The 25,882-nt window shown below is 67.9% G+C and carries 22 protein-coding genes and 2 tRNA genes; 17 read left to right on the top strand and 7 right to left on the bottom strand.

The annotated features are described in order from the left end of the window. Positions 1-2 precede the first annotated feature (2 nt). Entirely contained in the window at positions 3-683 is a 681-nt protein-coding gene (locus SVA_RS10475) for an alpha/beta hydrolase (RefSeq protein ID WP_096461169.1), read from the top strand. 80 nt (positions 684-763) lie between these two features. Continuing rightward, positions 764-1,411: an ankyrin repeat domain-containing protein gene (locus tag SVA_RS10470; RefSeq protein ID WP_096461168.1), complete on the top strand. Its 648-nt coding sequence runs from the start codon at positions 764-766 to the stop codon at positions 1,409-1,411. A gap of 27 nt (positions 1,412-1,438) precedes the next feature. Here SVA_RS10470 and trxA read toward each other — a convergent pair whose 3' ends face one another. Further along, positions 1,439-2,323 carry a thioredoxin gene (trxA, locus tag SVA_RS10465; RefSeq protein WP_096461167.1) on the bottom strand — a complete coding sequence of 295 codons (885 nt, stop codon included), beginning with the start codon at positions 2,321-2,323 and terminating at the stop codon, positions 1,439-1,441. A gap of 305 nt (positions 2,324-2,628) precedes the next feature. Continuing rightward, a tRNA-Glu gene (locus SVA_RS10460) sits at positions 2,629-2,704 on the bottom strand. Positions 2,705-2,782: 78 nt separating this feature from the next. Between SVA_RS10460 and pcnB the strand changes: the two genes are divergently transcribed. Genes pcnB through panD form a run of 6 tightly spaced genes read left to right on the top strand, consistent with a single transcriptional unit; the run spans position 2,783 to position 7,493 of the window. Beyond that, on the top strand, positions 2,783-4,264 hold the full coding sequence (gene pcnB, locus SVA_RS10455; protein ID WP_197703162.1) for a polynucleotide adenylyltransferase PcnB: 1,482 nt from the start codon (positions 2,783-2,785) through the stop codon (positions 4,262-4,264). Beyond that, a complete protein-coding gene (gene folK / locus SVA_RS10450; protein ID WP_096461166.1) occupies positions 4,261-4,773 on the top strand; it encodes a 2-amino-4-hydroxy-6-hydroxymethyldihydropteridine diphosphokinase in 513 nt (170 codons plus the stop codon). Before pcnB ends, folK begins: the two co-directional genes overlap by 4 nt. Before the next feature lie 9 nt (positions 4,774-4,782). Continuing rightward, a complete protein-coding gene (locus SVA_RS10445) occupies positions 4,783-5,430 on the top strand; it encodes a deoxynucleoside kinase (protein WP_096461165.1) in 648 nt (215 codons plus the stop codon). Next, positions 5,427-6,233 carry a 3-methyl-2-oxobutanoate hydroxymethyltransferase gene (panB, locus tag SVA_RS10440; protein WP_096461164.1) on the top strand — a complete coding sequence of 269 codons (807 nt, stop codon included), beginning with the start codon at positions 5,427-5,429 and terminating at the stop codon, positions 6,231-6,233. Before SVA_RS10445 ends, panB begins: the two co-directional genes overlap by 4 nt. Next, positions 6,230-7,081: a pantoate--beta-alanine ligase gene (panC, locus tag SVA_RS10435; RefSeq protein ID WP_096461163.1), complete on the top strand. Its 852-nt coding sequence runs from the start codon at positions 6,230-6,232 to the stop codon at positions 7,079-7,081. Before panB ends, panC begins: the two co-directional genes overlap by 4 nt. Before the next feature lie 31 nt (positions 7,082-7,112). Beyond that, positions 7,113-7,493 (top strand): aspartate 1-decarboxylase, encoded by a 381-nt coding sequence (gene panD / locus SVA_RS10430; protein WP_096461162.1) that lies wholly within the window; start codon positions 7,113-7,115, stop codon positions 7,491-7,493. Positions 7,494-7,590: 97 nt separating this feature from the next. Here the strand turns inward: panD and SVA_RS10425 are convergent. Further along, positions 7,591-7,677: transfer RNA gene (locus tag SVA_RS10425), tRNA-Leu, on the bottom strand. 74 nt (positions 7,678-7,751) lie between these two features. Here SVA_RS10425 and SVA_RS10420 point away from each other — a divergent pair. Genes SVA_RS10420 through SVA_RS10410 form a run of 3 tightly spaced genes read left to right on the top strand, consistent with a single transcriptional unit; the run spans position 7,752 to position 10,948 of the window. Beyond that, entirely contained in the window at positions 7,752-8,735 is a 984-nt protein-coding gene (locus tag SVA_RS10420) for a glucokinase (RefSeq protein WP_096461161.1), read from the top strand. Positions 8,736-8,785: 50 nt separating this feature from the next. Next, entirely contained in the window at positions 8,786-9,985 is a 1,200-nt protein-coding gene (locus tag SVA_RS10415) for a DUF748 domain-containing protein (protein WP_096461160.1), read from the top strand. Then, a complete protein-coding gene (locus SVA_RS10410) occupies positions 9,986-10,948 on the top strand; it encodes a YihY/virulence factor BrkB family protein (RefSeq protein WP_096461159.1) in 963 nt (320 codons plus the stop codon). A 26-nt stretch (positions 10,949-10,974) separates the two neighbouring features. Here the strand turns inward: SVA_RS10410 and SVA_RS10405 are convergent, their stop codons facing one another. The 3 genes from SVA_RS10405 to glgA form a co-directional block, all read right to left on the bottom strand. Next, positions 10,975-12,570: a glycoside hydrolase family 57 protein gene (locus SVA_RS10405; protein ID WP_096461158.1), complete on the bottom strand. Its 1,596-nt coding sequence runs from the start codon at positions 12,568-12,570 to the stop codon at positions 10,975-10,977. A gap of 80 nt (positions 12,571-12,650) precedes the next feature. Beyond that, positions 12,651-13,547: a DUF4912 domain-containing protein gene (locus SVA_RS10400; RefSeq protein ID WP_096461157.1), complete on the bottom strand. Its 897-nt coding sequence runs from the start codon at positions 13,545-13,547 to the stop codon at positions 12,651-12,653. 183 nt (positions 13,548-13,730) lie between these two features. Then, positions 13,731-15,197 (bottom strand): glycogen synthase GlgA, encoded by a 1,467-nt coding sequence (glgA, locus tag SVA_RS10395; protein ID WP_096461156.1) that lies wholly within the window; start codon positions 15,195-15,197, stop codon positions 13,731-13,733. 113 nt (positions 15,198-15,310) lie between these two features. Here glgA and glgC point away from each other — a divergent pair, with 113 nt between their 5' ends. Further along, positions 15,311-16,579: a glucose-1-phosphate adenylyltransferase gene (gene glgC, locus SVA_RS10390; protein ID WP_096461155.1), complete on the top strand. Its 1,269-nt coding sequence runs from the start codon at positions 15,311-15,313 to the stop codon at positions 16,577-16,579. Positions 16,580-16,786: 207 nt separating this feature from the next. Further along, positions 16,787-18,484 carry a glycoside hydrolase family 57 protein gene (locus SVA_RS10385; protein ID WP_096461154.1) on the top strand — a complete coding sequence of 566 codons (1,698 nt, stop codon included), beginning with the start codon at positions 16,787-16,789 and terminating at the stop codon, positions 18,482-18,484. Positions 18,485-18,584: 100 nt separating this feature from the next. Here SVA_RS10385 and glgP read toward each other — a convergent pair whose 3' ends face one another. Beyond that, complete coding sequence (gene glgP / locus SVA_RS10380; RefSeq protein WP_096461153.1) at positions 18,585-21,146, bottom strand: alpha-glucan family phosphorylase; 2,562 nt, start codon at positions 21,144-21,146, stop codon at positions 18,585-18,587. 227 nt (positions 21,147-21,373) lie between these two features. Between glgP and queA the strand changes: the two genes are divergently transcribed. From queA to secD, 4 genes are all read left to right on the top strand, one after another. Then, on the top strand, positions 21,374-22,408 hold the full coding sequence (queA, locus tag SVA_RS10375) for a tRNA preQ1(34) S-adenosylmethionine ribosyltransferase-isomerase QueA (protein WP_096461152.1): 1,035 nt from the start codon (positions 21,374-21,376) through the stop codon (positions 22,406-22,408). Between the two features lie 22 nt (positions 22,409-22,430). Continuing rightward, positions 22,431-23,552: a tRNA guanosine(34) transglycosylase Tgt gene (gene tgt, locus SVA_RS10370; protein ID WP_096461151.1), complete on the top strand. Its 1,122-nt coding sequence runs from the start codon at positions 22,431-22,433 to the stop codon at positions 23,550-23,552. Positions 23,553-23,631: 79 nt separating this feature from the next. Beyond that, positions 23,632-23,967 (top strand): preprotein translocase subunit YajC, encoded by a 336-nt coding sequence (yajC, locus tag SVA_RS10365; protein ID WP_096461150.1) that lies wholly within the window; start codon positions 23,632-23,634, stop codon positions 23,965-23,967. A gap of 36 nt (positions 23,968-24,003) precedes the next feature. Beyond that, positions 24,004-25,881, top strand: a complete 1,878-nt coding sequence (gene secD / locus SVA_RS10360; RefSeq protein WP_096461149.1) for a protein translocase subunit SecD — start codon at positions 24,004-24,006, stop codon at positions 25,879-25,881. The last annotated feature ends 1 nt before the right edge of the window (position 25,882 follow it).

Below are 25,882 nucleotides of genomic sequence, written 5' to 3'. Positions count from 1 at the left end.
GCATGAGCGGCATCGCGACGGAGGGGGACGAGCCCGTCGAGATCGAGACCGGACCGCATCCTTCGGCGGCGGTCATCTGGCTCCACGGGCTCGGCGCGGACGGCCACGACTTCGAGGGCATCGTGCCCGAGCTCGGTCTGCCCGCGTCCCCGGCCGTGCGTTTCGTCTTCCCCCATGCCCCCTTCCGTCCGGTGACGATCAACAACGGCTTCGTGATGCGCGCCTGGTACGACGTGGGGTTCGGCCCGCGCGGGTTCGCGCAGAACGCGGCGCACATCGGCGAGTCCGTGGACCTGGTCCACGCGATCGTCGCACGCGAGGAGGAGCGCGGTATTCCCATGGGCCGTATCGTCCTCGCCGGCTTTTCTCAGGGCGGAACCGTGGCGCTGCACGCCGGCTTGCGCCACGCCCCGCGACCGGCGGGTGTGGTCGCGCTGTCCGCGCCCATGCCGTTCATGGACGACCTCCTGCACGGCGCAGCGCCGGCGACCCGCGATCTGCCGCTGCTGCTCGCGCACGGCCGGCGGGATCCGGTCGTGCCGTTCGCCGTGGGCGAGCTCGCGCGCGACGCCCTGCGGGCGAACGGATATGCGCTCGAGTGGCATCCCTACGACATCGAACACACCGTCAGCTACCAGGAGATCCGGGACATAGGCCGGTTCCTCGGTCGCGTCCTCGCTTGAGTATTCGATGCCCCGATTGTCTCTGTTAGAATTCACCCACCTCGGTCCGCGTCACCGAAACATGCCTGTAGGGGGAGCCGATGGTCCTGCTGAAAGAAAGCTCGCGCGACTGGATTCTCGTTTCCCTCGTGGCGCTGCTCGCCATCGGCGCCAATCTTCCGACAGCCTGGACCGACGCGCTCAGCCTCGATAGCCGCTATTTCCTCGGAGGCCTGATCGCTGTCGTCGGCGTGGCGCTCGTGCGCTACCTCAAGTTCGCCTTGCTGCTCGTCGTGGTGTTCCTCGCGATCGGGGCCAACCTGCCGGAGGAAATCGCAAAAGAGTTCGGCGTCGATCCGCAGATCATGCTGCTCGGCCTGGTCGCGATGGTGGTGATCTCCCTCAGCAACCGGATCTGGAAGCTTCCGGCCGGTCTCGACCGATCCGGCCGCTCGCCGAGCGCGCATGGCGCAGCGGCGCTTTTCACGGCAATCCTCAAGGGCCGTATTCCGGTCGTTCAGACGCTTCTCAAACAGGGCGTGAACGTCAACACGCGCACCGTGACCGGGAAGACGCCCCTCATGGCGGCGGCGTACAAGGGGTACGGCGACATCGTGCAGATCCTGCTCGACCACGGGGCGGATCCCGCGATGAAGGACCGTAACGGCGAGACGGCGCTGGCCATGGCGACGCGGGGCGGCTTCACCCGCGTCGTGCAGATGCTTCAGGCCTCCGGCGCCCGCGAATGAGCGCGTGCGCCCGGCTCCCCAAGTTAATTAATTAAGGGCGCTCGAGAGTCGCGCCCGGTACTTGGGCACCAGGGGATGCTGCTGTCCGAGCAGGTTGAACACGGAGACCAGGGTCTTTCGGGCGCCATCGTCCCGGAAGGTCCGATCCCGCCGGACGATTTCCAATAAGCCTTCCATCGCCTGCTCGTAGTCTCCGGACAATACGCGCCACGCGCTCAGCCGGTAGCGGGCATCCTGATTGCCCGGGTCGTCGGCCAGCGTTTTCTCGAGCTCGGCCGGAGTCGGCGCGTCCGCGACGGCGCGAAGCAGGTCGAGCCGGGCGCGCAAGCCGATGGTTTCCGGATCGCTTGCGCGATCGAGCGGGAGGCCGCCGAGCACCTGTTCCGCCTCCTCGATTCGCGCACTCAGCCCGGCCGCGTCGTCCGGAGTCAGCAGCAGTCGGGCGAGCGCGAACCGGATCGGTGCGTACTGCGGGTCCCCGGAAAGGCCCGCGCGCAGCAGAGCAAGTCCTTCCCGGGTGCGACCCTGCGCAGCCAGCGCGTCGGCGCGCTCGATGACGCTGTCCGCCTCGCGCGGAACGAACCGGTCGATCAGGGTCCGGATCGCCGACTCCGGCTGGACGCCCATGAATTCGCCGACCACTTGCCCGTGCCGGAAGAGTTTGACCGTCGGCAGGCTGCGCACGCCGTACTCAAGGGCCAGCGCCTGCTCCACGTCGGTATTCACCTTCGCGAGCAGGAACTTGCCTTGATACTCGCCCGCCAGCCGGGCGAGCACCGGCATCAGCATCTGACAGGGGCCGCACCAGGCTGCCCAGAAGTCCACCAATACCGGCACCTCGTGCGATTTTTCCACGACGCGGGCAGCAAAATCGGACTGGGTGACGTCGGCGATGAAGGGCGAATCGGCCATGGCGAGCTCAAAAAATTGGGGTTACGCGCGAATCTGGGGTTGACGACCGCCAGGTTCAAGTCGCAGGCCGTGCAGGCAGCGCGGTGATCCCTGGCTCCTCCCGGACCACGGCACCCCCTTGCCCCGAGCCCGGAGTTCAGCGAGATCGCAAGGTGGCGCCATGGACGGCGAGGTGGCGCTCCCTAGGGGGCGAGGCGGGGCGCTTGCGGACACACTTAACGTGTGTCCGCGCCGCCGAGCGCCCGCACACGGACGTGCGGGCCGGAGTTCAGCGAGGTCGCAAGGTGGCGCCATGGACGGCGAGGTGGCGCTCCCTAGGGGACTCGAACCCCTGTTACCGGCGTGAGAGGCCAGCGTCCTAGGCCACTAGACGAAGGGAGCGCGGGATGCCCGCGTAAACGGCGGTGTGAAAGCGGTGCTATTATACGGGCCGCCCGGGATTTCACAACCGCGAACCGCGTGCAGCGAGGCGGGTTTTTGCGGTTCGCGGAGTCGCGCGGCGCGAAGGAAGAGGAGGCACGCCGGTTTTTCGGGTACGACGGCATGGGTCGCATCGATTCCGCCCGTTGCCGCGATGGCATCATGGCCGGTCCGTCGGTCCGGCGTGCACGGTCGAACACAGCACAGGGTAAGGCGAAAATTAGCGAGCCCTTCATCATTCCGCGCGCAGAACATCCCATTTCCCGCGCGCTCATCAGCGAAAACGCGCTCAAGGTCCTGAACCGGCTGAAGGAGGCGGGCTACGCGAGCCTGCTCGTGGGCGGTTGCGTGCGGGACCTCATGCTCGGCCGCGAGCCGAAGGACTTCGACGTCGTCACCGACGCACGCCCGGAAGAAATCAGGAAGCTGTTCGGTAATGCGCGTCTGATCGGTCGCCGATTCCGACTGGCGCACGTGCGCTTCGGCCGCGAAATCGTGGAAGTCGCGACGTTCCGCGCCGCGCCCCCGCCGGGCCTCGAGGGTGAGTCGGCGGAAACGCACGATCACAACGTTTTCGGTACGCGGGAGGAGGACGCGCGCCGGCGCGACTTCACGGTGAACGCGCTGTACTACGACATCCGCGACTTCAGTGTTATCGACTACGTGGGCGGTGTAGCCGACCTCAAAAAGGGCGTGTTGCGCATGATCGGCGACCCGGTCACGCGCTACCGGGAGGATCCGGTGCGGATGCTGCGCGCGATACGTTTCGCCGCGAAGCTCGGCTTCAGGCTGGAGGATCGCACGGGGGCGCCGATCCGGGACCTCGGTCCGCTCCTTCTGAATGTGCCGCCCGCGCGCATGTTCGAGGAGGTGCTGAAGCTCTTTCAGGGCGGCTACGCGGTCGAGACATACGAGCTGATGCGCACGCACGGCCTCTTCGGATTCCTGTTCCCGCTCACCGAGCGCAGCCTCGAGGTCGAAGAGCAGCACTTCCCGCTGACACTCGTGCCCAAGGCGCTGGCGAACACGGACGCGCGGGTCGCGGAGGACAAGCCCGTGACGCCCGCGTTTCTGTTCGCGGCGCTGCTGTGGGAGCCGGTCCGGCAGGAGACGGCTACGCTCGCCTCCCGCGGAATGCGCTCGAACGAGGCGCTCGAGCGCGCCGCCGAGCGCGTCCTCCGCGAGCAGCTCAAGCACGTCACGATTCCGAAGCGCTTCAGCGCGCCGATGCGCGAGATCTGGTCCATGCAGAGCCGTTTCGAGCGCCGCTCGGGCAACCAGCCGTTTCGCCTGCTGGAGCACAAGCGCTTCCGGGCGGCATACGATTTTCTCGTGCTGCGCGCCGACTGTGGCGAAGCGGATCCTGCGCTGGCCTCCTGGTGGACCCGGTTCCAGGAGCGCGACGAGGCCGGACGCCGGGAAATGATCGCCGAAGCGGGTACGGCACCGAGCCCCGGCAAGCGGCGACGACGCCGGCGTGGGCGCCGGCGGCCGCCCGAGGCGCGCACCACGCCCCAATGAAGCAGGTTCGCGCCTACATCGGGATCGGCAGCAACATGGACGATCCCGAACGGCAAGCGCGTACCGGGACGGCCGATCTCCGGACGCTTCCGCACACGACGCTCGTCCGCTGCTCCTCCCTCTACCGCAGCGCGCCCGTCGGACCGGTCGCGCAGCCCGACTTCGTGAATGCCGTGTGTTCCGTCGATACCGGGTTGTCTTCGGAGCGGCTGCTCGCGGGACTGCTCGAAATCGAGCGAAAGCACGGTCGCGATCGCGGCAGCGGTCGGAAGGGCGGACCGCGCACGCTCGATCTCGATCTGCTTCTCTACGGCGACGAACGTCGCGACGACGCCGTGCTCGCGCTTCCCCATCCCCGACTGCACGAGCGCGCGTTCGTCCTGTATCCTTTGTCCGAAATTGCGCCCGGTCTCGTCGTGCCCGGGCGCGGCGCCGTCGAGGAGCTGCTGCGTGCGTGTGCCGACCAGCGCGTGTCCCGGGTGCAGGGCCCCACTGTTCCGCCGTCTTGATTCAAGAACATGCAGAAAACGTTTCCGGGATACATCGTCGTGGAGGGCGCGGTGGGCGTCGGCAAGACGAGCCTCGCACGCCGGCTCGCCGAGATATTCGGCGCGCGACCGCTGCTGGAGAGGCCGGAGGAGAACCCCTTTCTCGAGCGGTTCTACGCCTCGCGCAAGCATTACGCCCTTCCCACCCAGCTCTTTTTCCTGTTTCAGCGCGCCAGGCAGATCCAGGAGCTCAAGCAGGCCGACATGTTCAGCACCGGCTTCGTCGCCGATTTCCTTCTCGACAAGGATCGCCTGTTCGCGCGCGCGAACTTGGATAACGACGAGCTCAGGCTCTACGAGCAGGTCTACCAGCAGATGAGCCTCGACCTGCCGCAGCCGGACCTCGTGATCTTTCTCCAGGCCTCGGTCGACGTGCTGATGGAGCGGATCCGGCGGCGCGGCATCCCGTACGAAGCGCTCATCGACCGCGCGTACCTGCAGACGCTCGTCGATGCCTACACGCAGTTCTTCCATCATTACTACGCGGCGCCGCTGCTCGTGGTGAACGCCACCGAGATCAACTTCGTCGACCGGGAGGCCGATTTCCAGACGCTGCTCGAGTACATTCCGCGCGTGCGCAGCGGCCGCCACTTCTTCAATCCGCTGGTCGCGCCATGAAGCCCGTCACCGTCCTCACCCTGCGGGACATGAAGCGCGCGGGCGAGAAGATTGCCTGCCTCACGGCCTACGACTACAGCTTCGCGAGCCTCCTCGACCGCGCGGGCGTGGACCTCGTGATGGTGGGCGACTCGCTCGGCATGGTGGTGCAGGGCCACGAGAGCACGCTGCCCGTGAGCGTGGCCGAAATGACGTACCACAACGCCTGCGTCGCGCGCGGCGTGAAGCGGGCGCTGCTCGTGGTCGACATGCCGTTCATGAGCTATCAGCAGAGCCGCGAGCAGGCGCTCGCGACCGCCGGGCGGCTCATGCGCCGCGGCGGGGCGCACGTCGTGAAGCTCGAAGGCGGCGAGCCGATGGCCGAGACGGTGCATTTTCTCGTCGAGCGCGGCGTGCCGGTGTGCGCGCACCTCGGCCTCACGCCGCAGTCGGTACACCAGCTCGGCGGCTACCGCGTGCAGGGCCGCGGCGAGGAGGCGGCCGAGCGCATGCGGCGCGAGGCGAAGATCCTCGAGCAGGCCGGCGCGAGCCTGATCGTGCTCGAGGCGGTGCCGGCCGAGCTCGGGGCGGCGATCACGCAGGATCTCGCGATCCCGACGATCGGCATCGGCGCCGGCATCGACTGCGACGGACAGGTGCTCGTGCTCTACGACATGCTCGGAATCTACCCGCGGCCGACGCCGAAGTTCGCGCGCAACTTCATGCCGGGCAGCGCCTCGATCGAGGACGCGGTGAAGGCCTACGTGGCCGCGGTGAAGTCGCGCGCCTTTCCGGGCCCCGAGCACACCTTCCGCCAGGCATGATCGAGGTTGCGACCGTCGCGTCGCTGCGCGACGAGGTCCGGGCGCTGCGTGCGAGGCGCGCGCGTGTTGCGTTCGTGCCGACGATGGGCAACCTGCACGAAGGCCACCTGAGCCTGGTCGCGGAAGCGCGGCGGCGCGCCGACGCCGTGGTCGCCAGCCTCTACGTCAATCCCCTGCAGTTCGGTCCGAACGAGGACTACGCCACTTACCCGCGCACACCGGACGCCGATCGCGCGGCGCTGGCCGGCGCCGGCGCGGATCTCCTTTTCATGCCCGGTGACGATGTGATGTACCCGCGCGGACCGGAGATCATGACCAAGGTCGAGGTCCCGGTAGTGAGCGAGATACTGTGCGGCTGGTTTCGGCCCGGACACTTTCGGGGCGTGGCGACGGTGGTCAACCGGCTGCTGAATCTCGTTCATCCCGATATCGCGCTCTTCGGCAAGAAGGATTACCAGCAACTCCTGGTCATCCGTCTGATGGTGGCCGACCTCGGTCTCCCGATCGAGATCGCGGGAGTCGACACCGTGCGCGAAGCGGACGGCCTGGCGATGAGCTCCCGCAATCGGTACCTGACCGCCGGCGAAAGAGCGGCGGCGCCTCGGCTGTATGCCGCGCTGACCGCGCTCCGCGATCGCGTGGCGTCGGGTGCGGCCACCGCCCCGGCCGAAGCGGAGGCCATCGAAGCGCTCGCGGCGGCCGGCTTTCGGGTGGAATACGTGAGTGTCCGGCGTCAGCGGGACCTCGCGCCGCCTGAACGGGGCGACACGGCGCTCGTCGCGCTCGCCGCCGCCTGGCTCGGTCGCACGCGGCTGATCGACAATATCGAGTTCAGCCGGGCGGTTTGAATCCCCCTTGCCGACGGCGGATAATGCCCGCATGCGACGGACCCTGCTCAAGTCGAAGCTGCACCGCGTGCGCGTGACCCACGCCGAGCTCGATTACGAAGGCTCGGTCGCGATCGACGCCCGTCTGCTCGAGGCGGCCGATATCCGCGAGTACGAGCGGGTCGAGGTGTATAACCTCCGCAACGGCGAGCGCTTCGCGACCTACGCCATTCGTGCGGAGGCCGGCTCCGGCCTCATCTCGGTGAACGGGGCGGCGGCCCACCGGGCGAGCCCGGGCGACATCGTGATCATCTGCGCCTACGCGGAGGTGGAGGAGCGCGAGCTTTCCACGTTCGAGCCGCGCCTGGTGTACGTGGACGCGCACAACCGCATCACCCACACGCGCAACGCCATACCGGTCCAGGTCGCCTAGACCGCAGCTCTCGCCGAAAGACTTCCTCCTGCATCGACCCCGGCGGGGCGCCGGGCATTGGCGTTCGCGAGGCGGCATGCAGTGGCAACACGAGGAGTGGTACCGAGGGTCGGAGTCGAACCGACACGGTGTCGCCACCACCGGATTTTGAGTCCGGCGCGTCTACCAGTTCCGCCACCCCGGCACGGGCTTGCCAGTATAGCAACGGGCCTCGCATCATACCAAAGCGAATCCACCGCAAGCCCGAGGAACGAACACATGCGCGTGCTGGCCGGAGACGTCGGCGGAACGAAAGTGCTGCTGCAGGTCGCCGAGGTCGACGGTCCATCTTGCCGCGTGGAAGCGGAGGCGCGCTACGAGAGCGCGCAATATCCGAGCTTCCTCTCGCTCGCGGAAGAGTTCCTGAGGCTCGCGCGAGCGCGCGACCTGCGGGCGGCGTGCTTCGGTATCGCGGGCCCCGTGAGGCCGACCGCGCAGGGCGCCGCAGCGAACGTCACTAACCTTCCCTGGCGAGTCGAGAGCGAGGCGCTCGCGCGCGATCTCGGCATTCCGCGCGTGCGGCTCATCAACGATTTCCAGGCGGTCGGCTACGGTATCGCCGCCCTGGGGCCCGAGGACTTCGCGGTGGTGCAGCCGGGACGCCGTCAGCCGCGCGCGCCGTGCGCGCTGATCGGTGCAGGCACCGGGCTGGGGCAGGGACTGCTGGTCTGGGCGAACGGCTATTACGAGGCGGTGGCGACGGAGGGCGGCCACGCGGACTTCGCGCCCGTCGACGAGGTGCAGATCGACCTGCTCGGCTATCTGCGCGCTCGCTTCGGGCGCGTCTCGTACGAGCGCATCCTGTCCGGCCCGGGCCTCGTGAATGTGTACGGGTTCTTCCAGGCGCGCGGGGTCGCCGGAAATCCGGCGCTGTTGAACGCGGATGACCCGCCGGCGGCGATTACCGCGGCCGCTCTGGCCGGCGCCGATCCCGCGTCGGTCGAAGCGCTGCGGTTGTTCGTACGCGTGTACGGCGCACAGTGCGGAAATCTCGCGCTCACGGTGCTGGCGAGCGGGGGCGTCTACATCGCCGGGGGAATCGCCGCGAAGATCCTGCCGGCGCTGCAAACGGGGGATTTCGTCCGGGCCTTCAACGACAAGGGACGCATGAGCGCCCTGCTCGCCACGATTCCCGTCGACGTCGTATTGAACCCGCGCGTCGGGCTCATCGGAGCGGCACTCGCCGCAAGCCGGCTTGCCTAGCCCGCGCGCGGGATTGCCCGCCTTGTGGTCTTCGGAAAACGGAGACCAGAATGGCGCTCCGCCAGCAAGGGAAGCCCATGGCGCTCGCCGTCACGCCGCGCGGGCTGATCCGCCGGCCGATTTTCTGGGCCCTGCCGATCCTTGCGCTGATTCTCGTCGGCGCGCGGGTGGCGCTTCCCGGTATCGTCACCGACTACGCGAACCGCAAGCTGGGCGAGATCCCCGGCTACGAGGCGCGGATCGAGGACGTCGACCTGCACCTCTGGCGCGGGGCGTACACGATCCACGGCGCGACGATCGAACGGGTGGAGCGCACGCGTCGCATCCCGGTCCTAAGCGCGCAGCGGGTCGACCTGTCGCTCGAGTGGCGCGAGCTGCTGCGCGGCGCGCTCGTCGGGCAGATCGAGTTCGATCGGCCGTCGATCAACGTGCTCGCCGGACCGGTCAAGAAGGACGAGACGCGCGCGGCCGACGACATCGTCGAGCGGTTTCGCGAGCTGCTTCCGGTTCGCGTGAACCGCTTCGCGATCGTCGACGGCGACCTTCATTTCCGGGACGACGCGCCCGATCCCGACGTGGATCTCTACCTGCATGAGATCAATCTCGTCGCGCGCAACCTGAACAACAGCGCACGGATCTCGGAAAGCCTCGCGGCGACGCTGAGCGCGGACGGACGAGCCATGCAGAGCGGACGTTTCGATCTCAACATGCGCCTCGATCCGTTCGCGACCGCACCGACCTTCGACCTCGCCTTCGAGCTGAAGGCCCTGCGGCTGCCCGAGCTCAACCGCTACCTGCGCCATCACCTGGCGGTCGAGGCGCGCGACGGACGACTGTCGCTCTACGCGGAAGCCCGGGCGAAGGACGGCGGCTTTCGGGGTTACGTGAAGCCGTTCGTCCAGGATCTGGACGTCCTCAGGATCAAGGAGGAGAAGTCCGCCGGCGAGGCCATCAAGGGTTTCTTCGTGAAGCTGGTCGCGAACGTGTTCGAGAACGAGCCCAGGGAGCAGCTCGCGACCAGGATCGAGTTTTCCGGGAAGTTCGAGAATCCCGAGACCAGCGTCTGGGAGGCGGTGACGACCTTCCTGCGCAACGCCTTCGTGCAGGCGTTGCAGCCGGGACTCGAAGGCAGCGTCGCCCCCGGGCGCGCCAAGCGGATCAGGGAGGGTGCGTCTCCCGGCGACGGGCGCGGGGAGCGGGAGGAGGAGCGCACCGAAAGAGAGAAGGAAGCGCTCAAGGAGAAGCGCTGAATGGGGCTCAAGGCGGACCTGCTGGAGGTGTGGACGCTCGGCGGTCTCAGCCCGCGCCAGCTCGCCGTACGCGTTTACCGGCAGATCAACGAGGACGACGTTTGGGGGTACGCGGCACAGCTCGCGTTCTATTTTCTGTTCGCCATCTTTCCCTTCTTCATCTTTCTGACGGCCCTGCTGGCCTATGTCCCGATTCCCGATCTGATGGGACAGCTCCTGGAGGTGCTCGCCGGCCTGGTGCCCGAGCAAGTGCTCGCCGTGATCCAAAAGAACCTCGAGCAGCTTCTCGCCGAGCCGCGCGGCGGGCTGCTGTCCTTCGGCATCCTGCTCGCCTTGTGGATGGCGTCCAGCGCGTTCGCCGCGATCACGAACAGCCTCAACCGGGCGTACGGGGTGACCGAGAGCCGGCCCTTCTGGAAGGTCCGGGGAATGGCGATTGTCCTGACGGTCGGACTCGCGGTCATGATCATCCTGTCGATGGCGCTGCTGATTTTCGGTCCGGAGCTCGGCGGCCTCCTTGCCGAGCGCCTGGGCGTGGGCGGCGCCTTCGACGTCGCGTGGAACCTGATCCGCTGGCCCGTCATCGTGCTGCTCATGATCCTGGGCGCCGCGCTTATCTACTATTTTGCGCCGGACGTGGAGCAGGCATGGCGCTGGATCACCCCGGGCTCCGTGTTCGCCGTCATCGCGTGGATACCGATGTCGCTGCTGTTCGGCCTGTACGTCGAGCACTTCGGCGATTACAACCGCACCTACGGATCGATCGGCGCGATCATCATGCTGCTGACGTGGATGTACCTGAGCGGTTTCTTCCTGCTCGTGGGCGGCGAGATCAACGCGGAGATCGAGGACGCCGCGGCGAGCGGGAAGAACCGCGGCGAGAAGCGGCTCCCGCCGGATGGCGGGGCCGTGCTTCCGCGGAAGGGACGCCGACGTTCGAAAAGACGGAAGGCGACGGCGTGAGTCGCGGGCGGTTTGCGCCGCGGCCGTCAGAGCAGCGGCCGTGACCGGAAGATGCGGTAATCCATGTCCGGGAAGATCGTGTCCCGCTCGGCGACCGCCCGGAGATATCCCTCGTCGTAGCCGTTCTGCTCCGCCATCGAGGTCAGGCGGTCGAAGCGGTGAATGTGCGTCTTGAACCGCCGCACGGCGTAGTCGACCGCGGTCCCGGTCTTCATGATGAACGCCCAGTCGCTCGCCTGCGCGAGCAGCAGTTCGCGCGCCGCCTGGTCGAGGGTCCAGCGCAGCACGCCGTCGGCGTGCTGGAAGCGTCGCACCAGCCCGCTCATGCGCTCGGCCGCCTGGTGCAGGTGCGGGTACATCCAGTCGTTCGAGCCGTTCAGCCACACCTCGTGGAAGCCGCCCGCGCCCCAGCTGCACTCGGGCGGCGCGACGGGCTGGAGATCGGAAAAGCGGTCGAGGTACTCGGCCGGCGTGATCGTCTTGATGTCGTTCTGGTCGAACGCGATCTTGCGCAGCAGGAAATCGATCCACTGCGGCCCCTCGAACCACCAGTGACCGAAAAGCTCGGCGTCGTAGGGCGCCACCACGATCGGCGGGCGGTCGAGGAACGAGGTCAGCCAGCTCACCTGGAGCTGCCGGTTGAACATGAAGTGCCCCGCATGCATTGCCGCCCGTTCCTGTGCCCAGCCCGGGTGGTACGGCTCCTTCCAGTCGGTCTTGCCCGTGATGCGGTGGTACTTGAGCCCCGTGAAGCCGGGAATGCCCGCGTGATGGAGCGCCGCGATGTGCGGCTCGTGCACGTCGAACCCGGCGTCGCGATAGAACTCGCGATACGTGGGGTCGCCCGGGTAACCCTCGTCGGCCGACCAGACCTGTTTCGACGATTCGTAGTCGCGCGCGAACGCGGCGACGCCGGTCGGCGTCCGCACGGGTCGGTGGACGCCATACCTGGGTCGCGGATCGGCGTTTAGGACTCCGTGCGAATCGAGAAAGAAGTAATCGATTCCGAACTCCGCGAGGATGCGCTCGATGCCGGGCTTGTAACCGCATTCCGGGAGCCAGATGCCGCGCGGGCGGCGGCCGAGGATGCGTTCGTGGGTGCGCACGGCCATCGAGATCTGCGCGTAAAGGCTCTCTTCGTTCACCGCGAGCAGCGGGAGGTAGCCGTGCGTCGCGCCGCAGGTGACGATCTCGAGGTAGCCCGCGTCCATGAGGCGGCGGAAGGCGCGCGTCGGGTCGAGCCGGTCCTCCTCGAGGAAGCGCCTGCGCAGCCGCTCGTAACGGTCCACATAAAAGAGAACGACCGGCTGGTAGTACGAGTCGCTCTCGGTGCGACGGCGCTCGCCTTCGAGCGCCGTGAGGCGCTCGTCGAGGTAGCGGACATACCGGGACTGGAGCAGCGGATCCGTCATCATCGAGAGGAGCGTGGGCGTGAGCGACATCGTCACGCGGAAGTGGATGCCGCGGCGCGCCAGCCCCTCGAACACGTCGAGCAGCGGCAGGTACGTCTCGGTCAGCGCCTCGAAGAGCCAGTCTTCTTCCAGGAAGCGCTCGTGCTCGGGATGCCGCACGAACGGCAGGTGCGCGTGCAGGACGAGCGCGAAGTAGCCTTTGGGGTCCACTGTGCGAAGACGGCTGTTCGGTTTTCCTCCCTCAGGCCGTGCCGGAGGGAGTGGAGGGCACCGTGAAGGGCGTCATTCGTCTACCGGCTGCTCACGCCGCCGGGCCAGCCGAGCCGTTCTTCGCCGGGTCCCGGTGGCGGGGCGCCGGGGCTTCCCACAGAGGCCGCCCAGCCGTAGCGGCGGACACCGGCTTCGAAGCCGCCGGCGTTCAGGTACAGACGCCGGAAATCCTCCTCCGCGATCCACCACCAGCGATCGGTGCTCGTCGATGCGTAGAGGCTCGGGATGCGCGCGATGCCGCGATGGATGGCGCTCACGAAGTCGCGGTCGCGGTAGTAGCCGAGCTGGAGCACCACCTCGTGGTTTTGAAGACTGTCCGGGACGTGGAAGTACCAGCTCCCGTGCTCGGCGGGCAGCGGCAGCTCCTCCCACACGTCGAGGCGGTCGCGCTCGCTGCGGCACAGCCGAAGCTTGAGGTCGCGGCCGGCCGGCGCCCCGTCGGGGAGAACCCAGTAGGCGTGAAGAATCCCGGGTTTCTGCGGCAGGAGGCACAGCACGGGTTCGCGCAACGCGGGCAGGCGGTCGATGTCCTCGCCCAGATCGGTGGCGGGACCGGTCCCCGCCGCGCTCCCCGGGGGCAGCGTGTACTTCGCGCCCTCGACCCGTTCCTCCTCGGAAGAAAAGGTGTCGGTCTGTCTCGCGGCCGGCTGGGACGGCTCCCACCAGGGCGGGGTCTCCTTCCGATAACCCGTGTCCTCGGACCGCTCGGCCGCGGGTCGTGCGACCGGTCGTTCGCTCTTCGGCGGAGGCGTCGCCTCCGTTCCGGCAGCGTACGCTTTCGTCTCGGCGGCCGGAGACGGGCGTGGCTCGGTGGTCTGCAGGCGGCGCAGCAGCTCTTCTTTCGAGAGCTTCGAGTAGCCCTTGATGCCGCGCTCCTTGGCGAGCGCGCGCAGTGCCTTGACGGTTTTCGACTTCATCGGTGGCCGGCGGTCATCCTTTGCGTTCGGGTGCCAGTGTAAGGCCGGGACACGCGCGCATAAAGGCGTCGATGGCGGTCGATGCCGCGTCCACCGGGGCGCCACGGTGGTGCGTGTAATTCCATTTCGAGTTCCCGGTCTTCCGGGACGCGCACCGCGACCGTGCAGCGGCGGTCCCGGGCCTCAGACCGACCGGTCCCGCTGTTCCGTCGCCATGTCGTAGAGGCGGACGTACGCGCGCGCGCTCCTTTCCCAGCTGAAGTCCTGCCGCATGCCCGTGTGCACCAGCCGGCGCCAGCGGTCAGGCTGCTTGCTCAGCGCGAGCGCCCGTTCCACGGCGGCGACGAGCGCTTCCGGGCGCTCCTCGTCGAACACGAAGCCGGTGGCGCGCCCGCTCGCGAGGTTGTCCTCGTTCGCGTCCTCGACCGTATCGGCGAGGCCGCCGATCCGCCGCACCACGGGCGGCGTGCCGTAGCGCAGGCTGTACATCTGATTGAGCCCGCATGGCTCGAAGCGCGACGGCATGAGAAAGATGTCCGCACCGGCCTCGATGCGGTGCGCGAGCGCCTCGTCGTAGCCGATCTTCACGGCGAGCTGCGCAGGGTGCCGCCCGCGCTCGCGACGCCATGCGTCCTCGTACGCGGATTCGCCCGTTCCGAGCACCACGAGCTGGCAGCCGCGCCGCGCGAGCGCGGGCCAGGCGCCGAGCACGAGATCCACGCCCTTCTGTTCGACCAGCCGACCGACCATGCCGAGCAGGGGGGTGAGCGGCTCGTTTGGCAGTCCGCACATTTCCTGGAGCGCGCGCTTGTTGATTCGCTTGCCGTCGAAGCGCGTGCGCGAGTACGGCGCGGCGATGTGAGGATCGCGCGCCGGATTCCACACGTTGACGTCGATGCCGTTGAGAATGCCGGACAGCCGGTCGGCGCGATGGCGCAAGAGGCCGTCCAGGCCGCAGCCGAGCGCCGGCGTCTGGATCTCGCGGGCGTAGGTGGGGCTCACGGCGTTCAAGCGGTCGGCGTAGGCGAGCCCCCCTTTGATGAACGACATCTGGCCGTGGAATTCGAGACCGGCGAGGGACCAGAGCGACGCGGGCAGACCGAGCGAACCGAACATGTCGGCCGGGAACAGCCCCTGGTACGCGAGGTTGTGAATGGTGAAGACCGACGCGGGCCGTTCGCGCTCGAGGGCGAGCAACGCGGGCACGAGACCGGTCTGCCAGTCGTGGCAGTGCACGACGTCCGGTTTCCACGGGAGCGTCGCTTCGCCCCGCGCCACGGCCACGGCCACGCGCGCGAGCAGCGCGAAGCGCGGCGCGTTGTCGTACCACGGTTGACCCTGCGGGTCGAGGTACGGGTCGCCGGGCCGGTCGAAGGCGGGCGGGTAGTCCACGAGCCATACCGGCACGCGAGTGCCGGGAAGCGTGCCTTCGAGCAGGGTCGCCGGTTCCGGAAGACGCGGCACGGCGACGCGCGCGACGGGGCGCAGCCGGCCCGCGGCGGCCTTGGCGTCGCGGTATGCGGGCATCATCAGGCGGACGTCCACGCCGATCGCACGGAGCGCGCGCGGAAGGCTCCCGCACACGTCGCCGAGCCCGCCGGTCTTCATAAGCGGGTGGGCCTCGCTCGTGACGAACAAAGTCTTGTGCATGCGTCGGGAATCGCCCGGTGTCTCGCTGCGGGCGCGTTATGGTAAAGTCAAAAGCGGCGACAAACGAGTGCCGCGGGAAGCGGGCATCGACGGAACGGCGGAGGGGGCATGGCGTGAAAACAGTGCACACCGAGCGCTTTGTCAGCCGCCTCACGCGCAACACGCTGGCGCTCATCCTCGCCGGCGGGCGCGGCTCGCGTCTGAAGGACCTCACGAACTGGCGCGCGAAGCCGGCCGTCCCGTTCGGCGGCAAGTTCCGCATCATCGACTTTCCCCTCTCGAACTGCATCAACTCCGGCATCCGCCGGATCGGCGTGCTCACGCAGTACAAGGCCCACTCGCTCATCCAGCACATCCAGAAGGGCTGGGGTTTCCTGCGCGGCGAGTTCGGCGAGTTCGTCGAGCTCATGCCCGCGCAGCAGCGAATTCAGCCGTCCTGGTACCTCGGCACGGCGGATGCCGTCTACCAGAACCTCGACATCATCCGCAATCACGGCCCCGATTTCGTGCTGATACTCGCGGGCGACCACATCTACAAGATGGACTACGGTCCGATGATCGCGTTCCACGTCGAGCGTCAGGCCGATCTCACCGTCGGCTGCATCGAGGTGCCGGTGCACGAGGGGCGCGACTTCGGGATCGTCGCCGTGGGCGAAGGCGGGCGCATCGTCGAGTTCCAGGAGAAGCCCGAGCACCCGAAGCCGATACCGGGAAGCGAGGAGCTGGCGCTCGCCTCGATGGGCATCTACGTGTTCAACACCGCGTTCCTGATCGAGCAGCTCATCAAGGACGCCGACAACCCGAAGTCGGCGCACGACTTCGGCAAGGACATCATTCCGGCGGCGCTCGAGAAGTACCGCGTCATCGCGTATCCGTTCCGGGACGTGCAGAGCGGACAGCGAGGCTATTGGCGCGACGTGGGCACCGTCGACGCCTTCTGGCTCGCGAACCTCGAGCTTGCCGACGCGGTTCCGGACCTGAACCTCTACGATACCGCCTGGCCGATCTGGACCTATCAGGAGCAGCTCCCGCCGGCCAAGTTCATATACGACGAGGAGGACCGGCTGGGGCTCGCCGTCAATTCGATGGTCTCGGGAGGTTGCATCATCTGCGGCGCCGTCGTGCGCCACTCGCTGCTGTTTTCGAACGTGCGCGTCGACTCCGACGCGAGCGTGACCGATTCCGTGGTCCTGCCGAACGTCGAGATCGAGCGCGGCTGCCGCATCCGCCGCGCGGTCATCGACAAGGGATGCCGTCTGCCCGCCGGCACCGTCATCGGAGAGAACACCGAGGAGGACGCCAAGCGCTACTTCATCAGCCCCCGCGGCATCGTCCTCGTCACGCCGGAGATGCTCGGTCAGTCGCTGCACCATGTCCGCTGAGCGGCACACGGAAGTCCGGGCCGGAGCCGGACGAAACCGATGCGGTCACGCCAGGGAGGGCAGGCATGGCGGACGGTGAGCGACTGAAGGGCGAGGCGGGGCATTCGCGAAGACACTTAACGTGTCTTCGCGCCGCCGAGCGCCCGCACACGGAAGTGCGGGCCGGAGCCGGACGAAACCGATGCGGTCACGCCAGGGAGGGCAGGCATGGCGGACGGTGAGCGACTGAAGGTAATCCTCGCCTGGCACATGCACCAGCCGCAGTACCGCGATCTCATCAGCGGGGAGTACCAGCTGCCCTGGGTCTACCTCCACGTGCTGAAGGACTACGTGGACATGGCCGCGCACCTCGAGGCGCACCCGAACGCCAGGGCGGTCGTGAACTTCGCGCCCATCCTGCTCGAGCAGATCGCCGACTACGCGGCGCAGGTCTCCGGCTTTCTCGAAAACAGCCGCGCCATCCGCGACGACGTCCTGTGCGCGCTCACGCAAGTGGCGCTGCCGGTCGATCCGGAGGCGCGACTGCCGCTCATCAAGGCCTGCCTGCGCGCGAACGAGACGCGCATGATCGCGCGCTTTCCAGCCTACCAGCACCTCGCCGAGATGGCGCGGTGGCTGATCGAGCATCCGAGCTCCTCGGTCTATCTGTCGGAGCAGTTCCTCGTCGATCTCGTGGTATGGCACCACCTCGCCTGGCTCGGCGAGACCGTACGGCGCTCGGATGCACGCGTGCGGCGGCTCATCGAGAAGGCCGGGGGTTACACGCTTCACGACCGGCGCGAGCTGCTTACGGTGATCGGAGAGCTGCTTGCCGGCGTGATCGGCCGCTATCGCCGGTTGGCCGAGCGCGGGCAGGTCGAGCTTTCCACCACGCCGTATGCGCACCCGATCCTCCCGCTGCTCGTGGATCTGAAGAGCGCGCATGACGCCCAGCCGGACGCCCCGCTTCCGCTGCTGGAACGTTATCCGGACGGCGTCGAACGCGCGCGCTGGCACGTGCGACGCGGCATCGACACCTTCGCGCAGCACTTCGGCTTCGCGCCCACCGGTTGCTGGCCGGCCGAAGGCGGCGTGAGCGACGCCGCGCTGGACCTGCTCGCCGAGTCCGGTTTCCGCTGGGCGGCAACGGGGGAGGGAGTGCTGCGCCACACGCTCGCGCGCGCCGGCGAGAACATCCACGGCGCGAAGGACGGGTGGCTATACCGCCGACACGCCACGGCCAAGGGTGTGAGCGCCTTCTTCCGCGACGACGGGCTCTCCGATCTCATCGGGTTCACCTACGCGACGTGGCATGCCGACGACGCGGTCGCGAACCTCGTGCACCATCTCGAGTCGATCGCCGAGCACGCGAAGGACCACCCGGAGCGCGTCGTCTCGATCATCCTGGACGGCGAAAACGCCTGGGAGCACTACCCGGAGAACGGCTACTACTTTCTGAACGGGCTCTATGCCCGGCTGGCGGAGCACCCGCGCATCCGGCTCACGACGTTCCAGGATTGCCTGGGGCTCGAGCCGCGGACGCTCCCGCCGCTGGTGGCCGGGAGCTGGGTATACGGGACGTTCTCGACCTGGATCGGCGACCGGGACAAGAACCGGGGCTGGGACATGCTGACCGACGCGGCCCGCGCGTTCCAGGCGGCGCGGTCGCGGCTGAAGCCGGAGACGCTGGCGCGCGCCGAGGTGCAACTCGCCGTATGCGAGGGATCGGACTGGTTCTGGTGGTTCGGCGACTACAATCCGGCGGCCACCGTGAGCGACTTCGAGCGGCTGTACCGCGACCATCTGGCGAATCTCTACCAGCTGATCGGCGTCGAGCCGCCCGACTACCTCTCGGCCGTCTTCACGCGCGGAAGCGGCATGCCGGTGCACGGCGGGACGATGCGCCCCGGCCAGCCGACGGCGTGACAACGAAGTGATAAGTGCATAGTGATAAGTGAATAGTTGATGAGCGCGCGAAGCGCGCATCATTAACTTAGAACTTATCACTCAGCACTTATCACTGAATTTAGAGCCAGATCATGTATCCCAGCTCCAGCCGGTGGCTGAGGCAGGGATGGAAGGGCAGCATCCGGATCTTGTAGTACTGCAGGCCCGGCAGGCGCGGCTGCAGATCGAGCCGGAACTCCGTCTCGCCGGTCTGCGAATCGCGCGCGCCCGGGGTGAAGACCAGCGTGTCCTGCTTCACGAACTCCCCGCTCTCGGACTCGGTGCCGACGAGGCACTCGACCAGCACGTCGTCCGGAGCGAGCTCGTCGAGATAGGCGGCCACGCGGATCGCGAGCGCCTCGCCCGAGCGGATCTCCTCGAGCGGATTGTCGATGCGCCGCAGGCGCACGCGCGGCCAGGCGCGGTCGACGACGCGGCGCCAGGCGGCGACCTCCCTGGCGCGCGCGTAGTCCTTGCCCGCCATCACGAGACGCTGACGGCGCGCGTTGCTGTAATAGCGCACGACGTAGTCCATCACCATGCGCTGGGCGTTGAAGCGGACGATGAGCGATTTCATCGACTCCTTCGACATCCCCACCCAGCCCTCGGAGTACCCGTGGCCGTTGCGCGCGTAGTACAGCGGAATGATCTGGTGCTCGAGGATGTCGAGCAGCTCCTGCGCCTCCTCGCGGTCGCGGTAGGCGGCGTCGTACGCCGGCCCGTGCGGCGTGATCGCCCAGCCGTTCCTGCCGTTGTATCCCTCGGCCCACCAGCCGTCCGTGACCGACAGGTTGATGACGCCGTTGATGCCCGCCTTCTCGCCGGACGTGCCGCTCGCCTCGAGCGGGTACTCCGGGTTGTTGAGCCACACGTCGACGCCCGTCACGAGCTTGCGCGCGAGCGCCTGGTCGTAGCCCTCGAGCAGGACGATCCGGCCCTGGAACTCGGGCTTGAGCGAGTACTCGTGGATCACCTTGATCAGGTTCTGCGCCGGAATGTCGTGCGGATGCGCCTTGCCCGCGAAGATCAGGATGCAGGGACGCTGCGGGTCGTTCAACAGCCGCGCGAGCCGCGCGGGGTCGGCGAAGATCAGCGTCGCGCGCTTGTAGGTGGCGAACCGGCGCGCGAACCCGATGGTGAGCGTCTCGGTCGATTGCGGGCGCAGGCGGTCGGTAAGGCGCTCGATCAGCGCTTCGCTGTAGCCGTTGCGCCGGTGCTGGAAGATCGCGCGCCGGCGTACGTCGGCGAGCATCTCCGTCTTCAGCGACTGCCGGAGACTCCAGTAGCTGTGGTCGGGGATGTTGTCGATCTGCGCCCAGTAGGACTCGTTCAGCAGTTCGTTACGCCAGCCGCCCCCGATGCGCATGTCGAACAGGTTGACCCATTCGCGGGCGAGGAAGGTCGGCACGTGGACCCCGTTGGTGATGTAGCCGACCGGGTTTTCCTCGGGCGAGATCTGCGGCCAGACGTAGGCGGCCATGCGCGAGGCGACGCCGCCGTGGATGCGCGACACGCCGTTGCGGAAGCGGGATCCGCGCAGCGCGAGCGCCGTCATGTTGAAGCCGCCCTGCGCCGTCGGGCTCGATCCCAGCTCGAGCAGCTGCTCGAGCGAGATGCCGACGCCCTTCACCTTCTCGGTGAAGTAGCTCGCCATGATCTGGTCGTTGAAGATGTCGTGGCCGGCGGGGACGGGGGTGTGGGTCGTGAAGACCGTGTTCGCCGCCGTCACCTCGAGCGCCGAGTCGAAGTCGAGCCCCTCGGCGACGAGCTCCCGACAGCGCTCGAGAATGAGGAAGGCCGCGTGCCCCTCGTTGATGTGCCAGACGGTCGGATGGAGTCCGATCGCGCGCAGCGCACGCACCCCGCCGATGCCGAGCACGATTTCCTGCTGCATGCGGGTGTTCACGTCCCCGCCGTAGAGCTGGTAGGTGATGCGGCGGTCCGCTTCGGCGTTCTCCTCGAGGTCGCTGTCGAGCAGGTACAGCGAGATGCGCCCGGCCTTCGCCCGCCATACGCGCAGCAGGACGCGGCGCTCCGGGAGGTTCACGTGCACGCGCACCTCGCGGCCGTCGCGGTCCATCGCGGGCACGATGGGCAGGTCGCGGAAATGCGTGGGCGTGTAGTGCGCGATCTGGTTGCCCTGGCCGTCGATGGTCTGCGTGAAGTACCCCTGCCGGTAGAGCATGCCGACCGCGACGAACGGGAGCCCGAGATCGCTCGCCGCCTTGCAGTGGTCGCCGGCGAGAATGCCGAGGCCGCCGGAGTAGATCTGGAAGCTTTCGTGGAAGCCGAACTCGGCGCAGAAGTACGCGATGAGGTCCTCGCGCTCGTCGAGGAGCTCGCTGCACGCCGACTTGATCGGCTCCTGATGATAAGTGTCGTATGCCGAGAGGACGCGGTTGTAGTCCTCCATGAAGATGCGGTCGGCGGCCGCCTGCTCGAGCCGCTGCTGCGAAACCCGGCGAAGGAATACCTTCGGGTTGTGTCCGCAGAGCTCCCAGAGCGTGGGATCGAGCCGGTAGTAGAGACCGCGGACCTGCCGGTCCCAGCTGTAGAGCAGATCGTTCGCCAGCTCGTCCAGGCGCTTCAAACGCGCGGGCAGGACGGGCTGGACCTCAAGCGTGTAGCGCGTACCGTTCATGGAAACTCGCAGCTCAACCGGTCGAAGGGCGCGGGTGGGGCGCAGTACGAAGGCGGGGACACACGGGTGAGCCGCGCATCGCGCCTCCAGCCGCGCTGCCGATCCCCGCGGCCGTCGTGCTCCGCGGGAGAGGCGTCCCCTTGTCGCGCGGGCGAGTATAGCGGCTTCGCCGGGTCGAAGAACAGATCGCGCGGACGAAGTGGCGTTTTGTTAACCTTGCCGGCGCCGTGCGCAAATCCGACTTTTATTATGAGCTCCCGCCCGACCTGATCGCGCAATATCCGCCGTCCGAGCGCACCCACGCCCGGTTGCTGCACCTCGATGGCGCATCGGCGGTGCCGGTCGATCGCACGTTCGTCGACCTTCCGCGCCTGCTCCGCGCCGGCGACCTCCTCGTCTTCAACGATACGCGCGTGCTGCGCGCGCGGATTCACGGCACCAAGGATACCGGCGGTCGGGTCGAACTGCTCGTCGAGCGTGTTCTCGGCGAACGGCGCGCGAGCGCGCACGTGCGCGCGTCGAAACCGCCGAAGCCCGGACAGCGGATCGCGCTCGAGGGCGGCGCCGCGTGCCGGGTGGAGCGGCGCACCGGCGAGCTCTACGATCTCGCCTTCGACCGGCCGGTGCTGGAGACGCTCGAGCGTCATGGTCACGTCCCGCTGCCGCCGTACATCGACCGCGCGGACGAACCCGGCGACCATGCCCGCTACCAGACGGTCTACGCGCGCGTGCCCGGTGCCGTGGCCGCTCCCACGGCCGGCCTGCACTTCGACGAGGCCCTGCTCGCGCAGCTCGATGCCGCAGGCACGGAGCGCGCGTGCGTGACCCTGCACGTCGGGAGCGGCACGTTCCAGCCGCTGCGAGGCGACGAGGTCGAAGGACAGCGCCTGCACGCGGAACGCGTCGTCGTCAGCGCGCAGGCGGCCGATCGGGTGAACCGCGCGAAAGGGGAGGGCCGCCGCGTCGTGGCGGTGGGCACGACGGTCGTGCGTGCGCTCGAGGCCAGCGCGCGCGAGGGAAGGGCGCGCGCCTTCGACGGCGAGACGGACATCTTCATCTATCCCGGCTTTCGCTTCCGGGTCGTCGACGCGCTGCTGACGAACTTCCATCTGCCGGAGTCGACGCTGCTCATGCTGGTTTGCGCCTTCGGCGGGACGGAGCGGGTGCTGGCGGCGTATCGGCACGCCGTCCGGCAGCGCTACCGCTTCTACAGCTATGGCGACGCCATGTTCGTCGAGCCGCGGACCGGCGCGACAGCCTGATTTTCGCTAAGCTTCGGCGCGCATGAGATTCGAACTCCTCGCAACGGACGGCGCCGCGCGGCGGGGCCGCATGACGTTTGCTCGCGGTACGGTCGAGACGCCGGCGTTCATGCCCGTCGGCACCTACGGCACGGTGAAGGCGATGACGCCCGAGGAGCTGCGCGCCGCGGGTGCCGAGATCATCCTCGGCAACACGTTCCACCTGATGCTGCGGCCCGGCGTCGACGTGGTTCGCGCGCACGGCGGGCTGCACCGCTTCACGCACTGGGAAGGCCCGATCCTCACCGATTCGGGCGGCTTTCAGGTATGGAGCCTCGGCGCGCTGCGGAAGCTCACGGAGGAGGGCGTGTGGTTCCAGTCGCCGGTCGATGGCGCAAAGGTGTTTCTCGGCCCCGAGGAGGCGGTCGCCGTGCAGCACGCGCTCGACGCCGACATCGTGATGGTGTTCGACGAATGTACGCCGTATCCGGCGAGCGAGTCCGAAGCGCGGGCGTCGATGGAGCTCAGCCTCCGCTGGGCGGAGCGCTGTCGCCGCGCGCACGGCGACCATCCGGCCGCGCTCTTCGGCATCGTGCAGGGCGGGATGCACGAGCACCTGCGCGAGATCTCGCTCACGGGCCTCAGGCAGATCGGTTTCGACGGCTATGCGCTCGGCGGGCTCTCCGTCGGCGAGCCGAAGGAGACGATGTATGCGGTGGTCGCCCACATGGCGCCGCGCATGCCGGCCGACCGGCCGCGCTACCTGATGGGGGTCGGCACGCCCGAAGACCTGGTCGAGGCGGTGCGCCGCGGCATGGACATGTTCGACTGCGTGCTGCCGACGCGCAATGCGCGCAACGGCTGGCTCTACACCTCGACCGGGCACCTGAAGATCAAGAACAGCCGGCACGCCGCCGATACCTCGCCGGTGGACCCGCGCTGCGACTGCTACACCTGCCGGCACTACAGCCGGGCCTACCTCCGTCACCTGCACCAGGCGAACGAGATTCTCGGCGCGCGGCTCGCGACCGTCCACAATCTGCATTACTACCAGGCGCTTATGCGCGGACTGCGGACCGCCATCGATGAAAAAAGGCTGGATGATTTCGCCAATAAGTTTTATCGTATGCGCCGCCGGGAGACCCCGCTCGAAGCGGAAGAATAACCGCGCCGCTGGCGGACGGAATGTCGGGCAGCTTGCCTCTGTTTGAGCTCGCTTGTTTCTATCCTTTTAAGGACATGCCATGAACTGGTTCATTGCTGACGCCTGGGCGCAGGCCCCGGCCGGCCCTGCGCAGGGCAGCCCCTACGTGACGCTGATCATGCTGGGGGCGATGTTCGCCATCTTCTATTTCCTCCTGATCCGCCCGCAGGCCAAGCGGGCCAAGGAACACAAGGCGATGGTCGCCGCGCTCGCCAAGGGCGACGAGGTGGTGACCGCGGGCGGTGTCCTGGGACGCATCACGCACGTGGGCGAGAATTTCGTGACGGTGGAGATCGCCGACAAGGTCGAGATCCGGGTCCAGCGCCCGGCGATCCAGACGGTGTTGCCCAAGGGCACGATCAAGTCCGCAGGCTAGGCCCGGGCCGGCGCCGCCCGGTCCTCCCCAGGTGACATGAACAAGTATCCTCTCTGGAAGTATTTGATCGTCCTGATCGTGGTCGCGCTCGGCGCGCTCTACGCGATTCCCAACCTCTTCGGCGAAGACCCCGCCATCCAGATCTCGGCGACGCGTGCGACGAAGGTCGACGCCGGAACGCTCGCGCGGGTCGAGCAGATCCTCGGCCAGGCGAAGCTCGAGTTCACCGGAACCGTTCTGGACGAGACCGGCGCCAAGGTGCGCTTTGCCGACACCGAGACGCAGATCCGCGCACGCGACCTCGTCCAGCAGGAGCTGGGCGACGGCTACACCGTCGCCCTGAACCTGCTGCCGGCGACCCCGGGGCTCCTCCGCGCCATCGGGGCGGAACCCATGTACCTCGGGCTCGATCTCCGGGGCGGAGTGCATTTCCTCATGCAGGTCGACAGCCGCGCGGTCCTGCGCAAGGCTTCCGAGAGCACGGCGGACGACCTGCGGCGCATGTTCCGGGAGAGCCGGATACGCTACGCGGCCGTCAACCGGCTGGAGAGCGGGGCGGTGGAGGCCGTCTTCCGCGAGGCCGCCGAGCGCGAGCGCGCTCGTGAGCTCGTTCGCAAGGATCTGCGCGACGTCGAGGTCGCGGAGAGCGAGCGCGGAAGCGAGTATGTCCTGATCGCGCGATTGAGCGAGACGGCGCTCGCCGAGAAGCGCCGGTTCGCGCTCGAGCAGAACATGACCGCGCTCCGGAATCGCGTCAACGAGCTCGGCGTCGCCGAGCCCGTCATCCAGCAGCAGGGCGCGGACCGGATCGTGGTTCAGCTTCCCGGCGTGCAGGACACGGCCAAGGCGAAGGAGATCCTCGGGCGCACCGCCACGCTCGAAATCATGCTCGTGGACGAGGAGGCCATGTCGTCCGGCGCCAGTACCGTGCCCCCGGGCTCGAAGCTCTACCGGATGCGCGACGGACGGCCGATCGTCCTCAAGAACCGGGTGATCTATTCCGGCGACAACATCGTCGATTCCGCGCCCGGCTTCGACAGCCAGACCAGCCGCCCGATCGTCTCCATCACGCTCGACGCGCGCGGCGCCTCCATCAACCAGCGCGTCACCGGGGAGAACGTGGGTCGCCGGATGGCCGTCGTCTACATCGAGATCAAGTCCGAGCCGCGACTCGACGAGCAGGGCAGGCCGGTGCTCGACGAGGAGGGCCGGCCGGTGCGCGTGAGCCGGCGCGTCGAAGAGGTGATCACGGCGCCGGTCATCCGGCAGCAGCTCGGCAAGCGCTTCCAGATCGAGGGGCTCGACAGCACGCAGGAGGCGAACGAGCTCTCGCTGCTGCTCCGCGCCGGCGCGCTCGCGGCGCCCGTCGAGATCATCGAGGAGCGGACCGTCGGCCCGAGCCTCGGCCAGGAGAACATCGATCAGGGCGTGAAGGCGACGCTGCTCGGTTTTGCCACGGTCGTCATCTTCATGGTGATCTACTACAAGGTCTTCGGGCTGATCGCGGACCTCGCCCTGCTCGTGAACCTGGTGCTGCTCGTCGCGGTCCTGTCGATGTTCCAGGCGACGCTCACGCTGCCCGGCATCGCCGGCATCCTCCTGACGCTCGGCATGGCCGTGGACGCAAACGTGCTCATCAACGAGCGCATTCGCGAGGAGCTGCGCAACGGCAACACGCCCCAGGCGAGCATCCACGCCGGATACGAAAAGGCGTTCAGCGCGATCCTGGACGGCAACGTGACGACGCTGATCGCGGCCATGATGCTGTTCAACTTCGGTACCGGGCCGATCAAGGGCTTCGCCGTCACGCTTTCGATCGGCATCCTGACCACCATGTTCACGGCCGTCATGTGCGCCCGCGCCATGACGAACCTCACCTTCGGCGGGCGCAAGCTCAAGACGGTACCGGTCTGAC

Source organism: Sulfurifustis variabilis (assembly GCF_002355415.1).
In the GTDB taxonomy this organism is placed as follows: Bacteria; Pseudomonadota; Gammaproteobacteria; order Acidiferrobacterales; family Sulfurifustaceae; genus Sulfurifustis; species Sulfurifustis variabilis.
This window is presented reverse-complemented; position numbering and strand designations above follow the sequence as displayed.

Coding starts and splice junctions, on each gene's coding strand:
- panB (WP_096461164.1), top strand. CDS start 5,427: ATGAAGCCCGTCACCGTCCTCACCCTGCGGGACATGAAGCGCGCGGGC.
- yajC (WP_096461150.1), top strand. CDS start 23,632: ATGAACTGGTTCATTGCTGACGCCTGGGCGCAGGCCCCGGCCGGCCCT.
- tgt (WP_096461151.1), top strand. CDS start 22,431: ATGAGATTCGAACTCCTCGCAACGGACGGCGCCGCGCGGCGGGGCCGC.
- folK (WP_096461166.1), top strand. CDS start 4,261: ATGAAGCAGGTTCGCGCCTACATCGGGATCGGCAGCAACATGGACGAT.
- SVA_RS10400 (WP_096461157.1), bottom strand. CDS start 13,547: ATGAAGTCGAAAACCGTCAAGGCACTGCGCGCGCTCGCCAAGGAGCGC.
- panC (WP_096461163.1), top strand. CDS start 6,230: ATGATCGAGGTTGCGACCGTCGCGTCGCTGCGCGACGAGGTCCGGGCG.
- SVA_RS10470 (WP_096461168.1), top strand. CDS start 764: ATGGTCCTGCTGAAAGAAAGCTCGCGCGACTGGATTCTCGTTTCCCTC.
- SVA_RS10475 (WP_096461169.1), top strand. CDS start 3: ATGAGCGGCATCGCGACGGAGGGGGACGAGCCCGTCGAGATCGAGACC.
- trxA (WP_096461167.1), bottom strand. CDS start 2,323: ATGGCCGATTCGCCCTTCATCGCCGACGTCACCCAGTCCGATTTTGCT.
- panD (WP_096461162.1), top strand. CDS start 7,113: ATGCGACGGACCCTGCTCAAGTCGAAGCTGCACCGCGTGCGCGTGACC.
- SVA_RS10385 (WP_096461154.1), top strand. CDS start 16,787: ATGGCGGACGGTGAGCGACTGAAGGTAATCCTCGCCTGGCACATGCAC.
- SVA_RS10410 (WP_096461159.1), top strand. CDS start 9,986: ATGGGGCTCAAGGCGGACCTGCTGGAGGTGTGGACGCTCGGCGGTCTC.
- SVA_RS10420 (WP_096461161.1), top strand. CDS start 7,752: ATGCGCGTGCTGGCCGGAGACGTCGGCGGAACGAAAGTGCTGCTGCAG.
- glgA (WP_096461156.1), bottom strand. CDS start 15,197: ATGCACAAGACTTTGTTCGTCACGAGCGAGGCCCACCCGCTTATGAAG.
- secD (WP_096461149.1), top strand. CDS start 24,004: ATGAACAAGTATCCTCTCTGGAAGTATTTGATCGTCCTGATCGTGGTC.
- glgP (WP_096461153.1), bottom strand. CDS start 21,146: ATGAACGGTACGCGCTACACGCTTGAGGTCCAGCCCGTCCTGCCCGCG.
- SVA_RS10445 (WP_096461165.1), top strand. CDS start 4,783: ATGCAGAAAACGTTTCCGGGATACATCGTCGTGGAGGGCGCGGTGGGC.
- SVA_RS10415 (WP_096461160.1), top strand. CDS start 8,786: ATGGCGCTCCGCCAGCAAGGGAAGCCCATGGCGCTCGCCGTCACGCCG.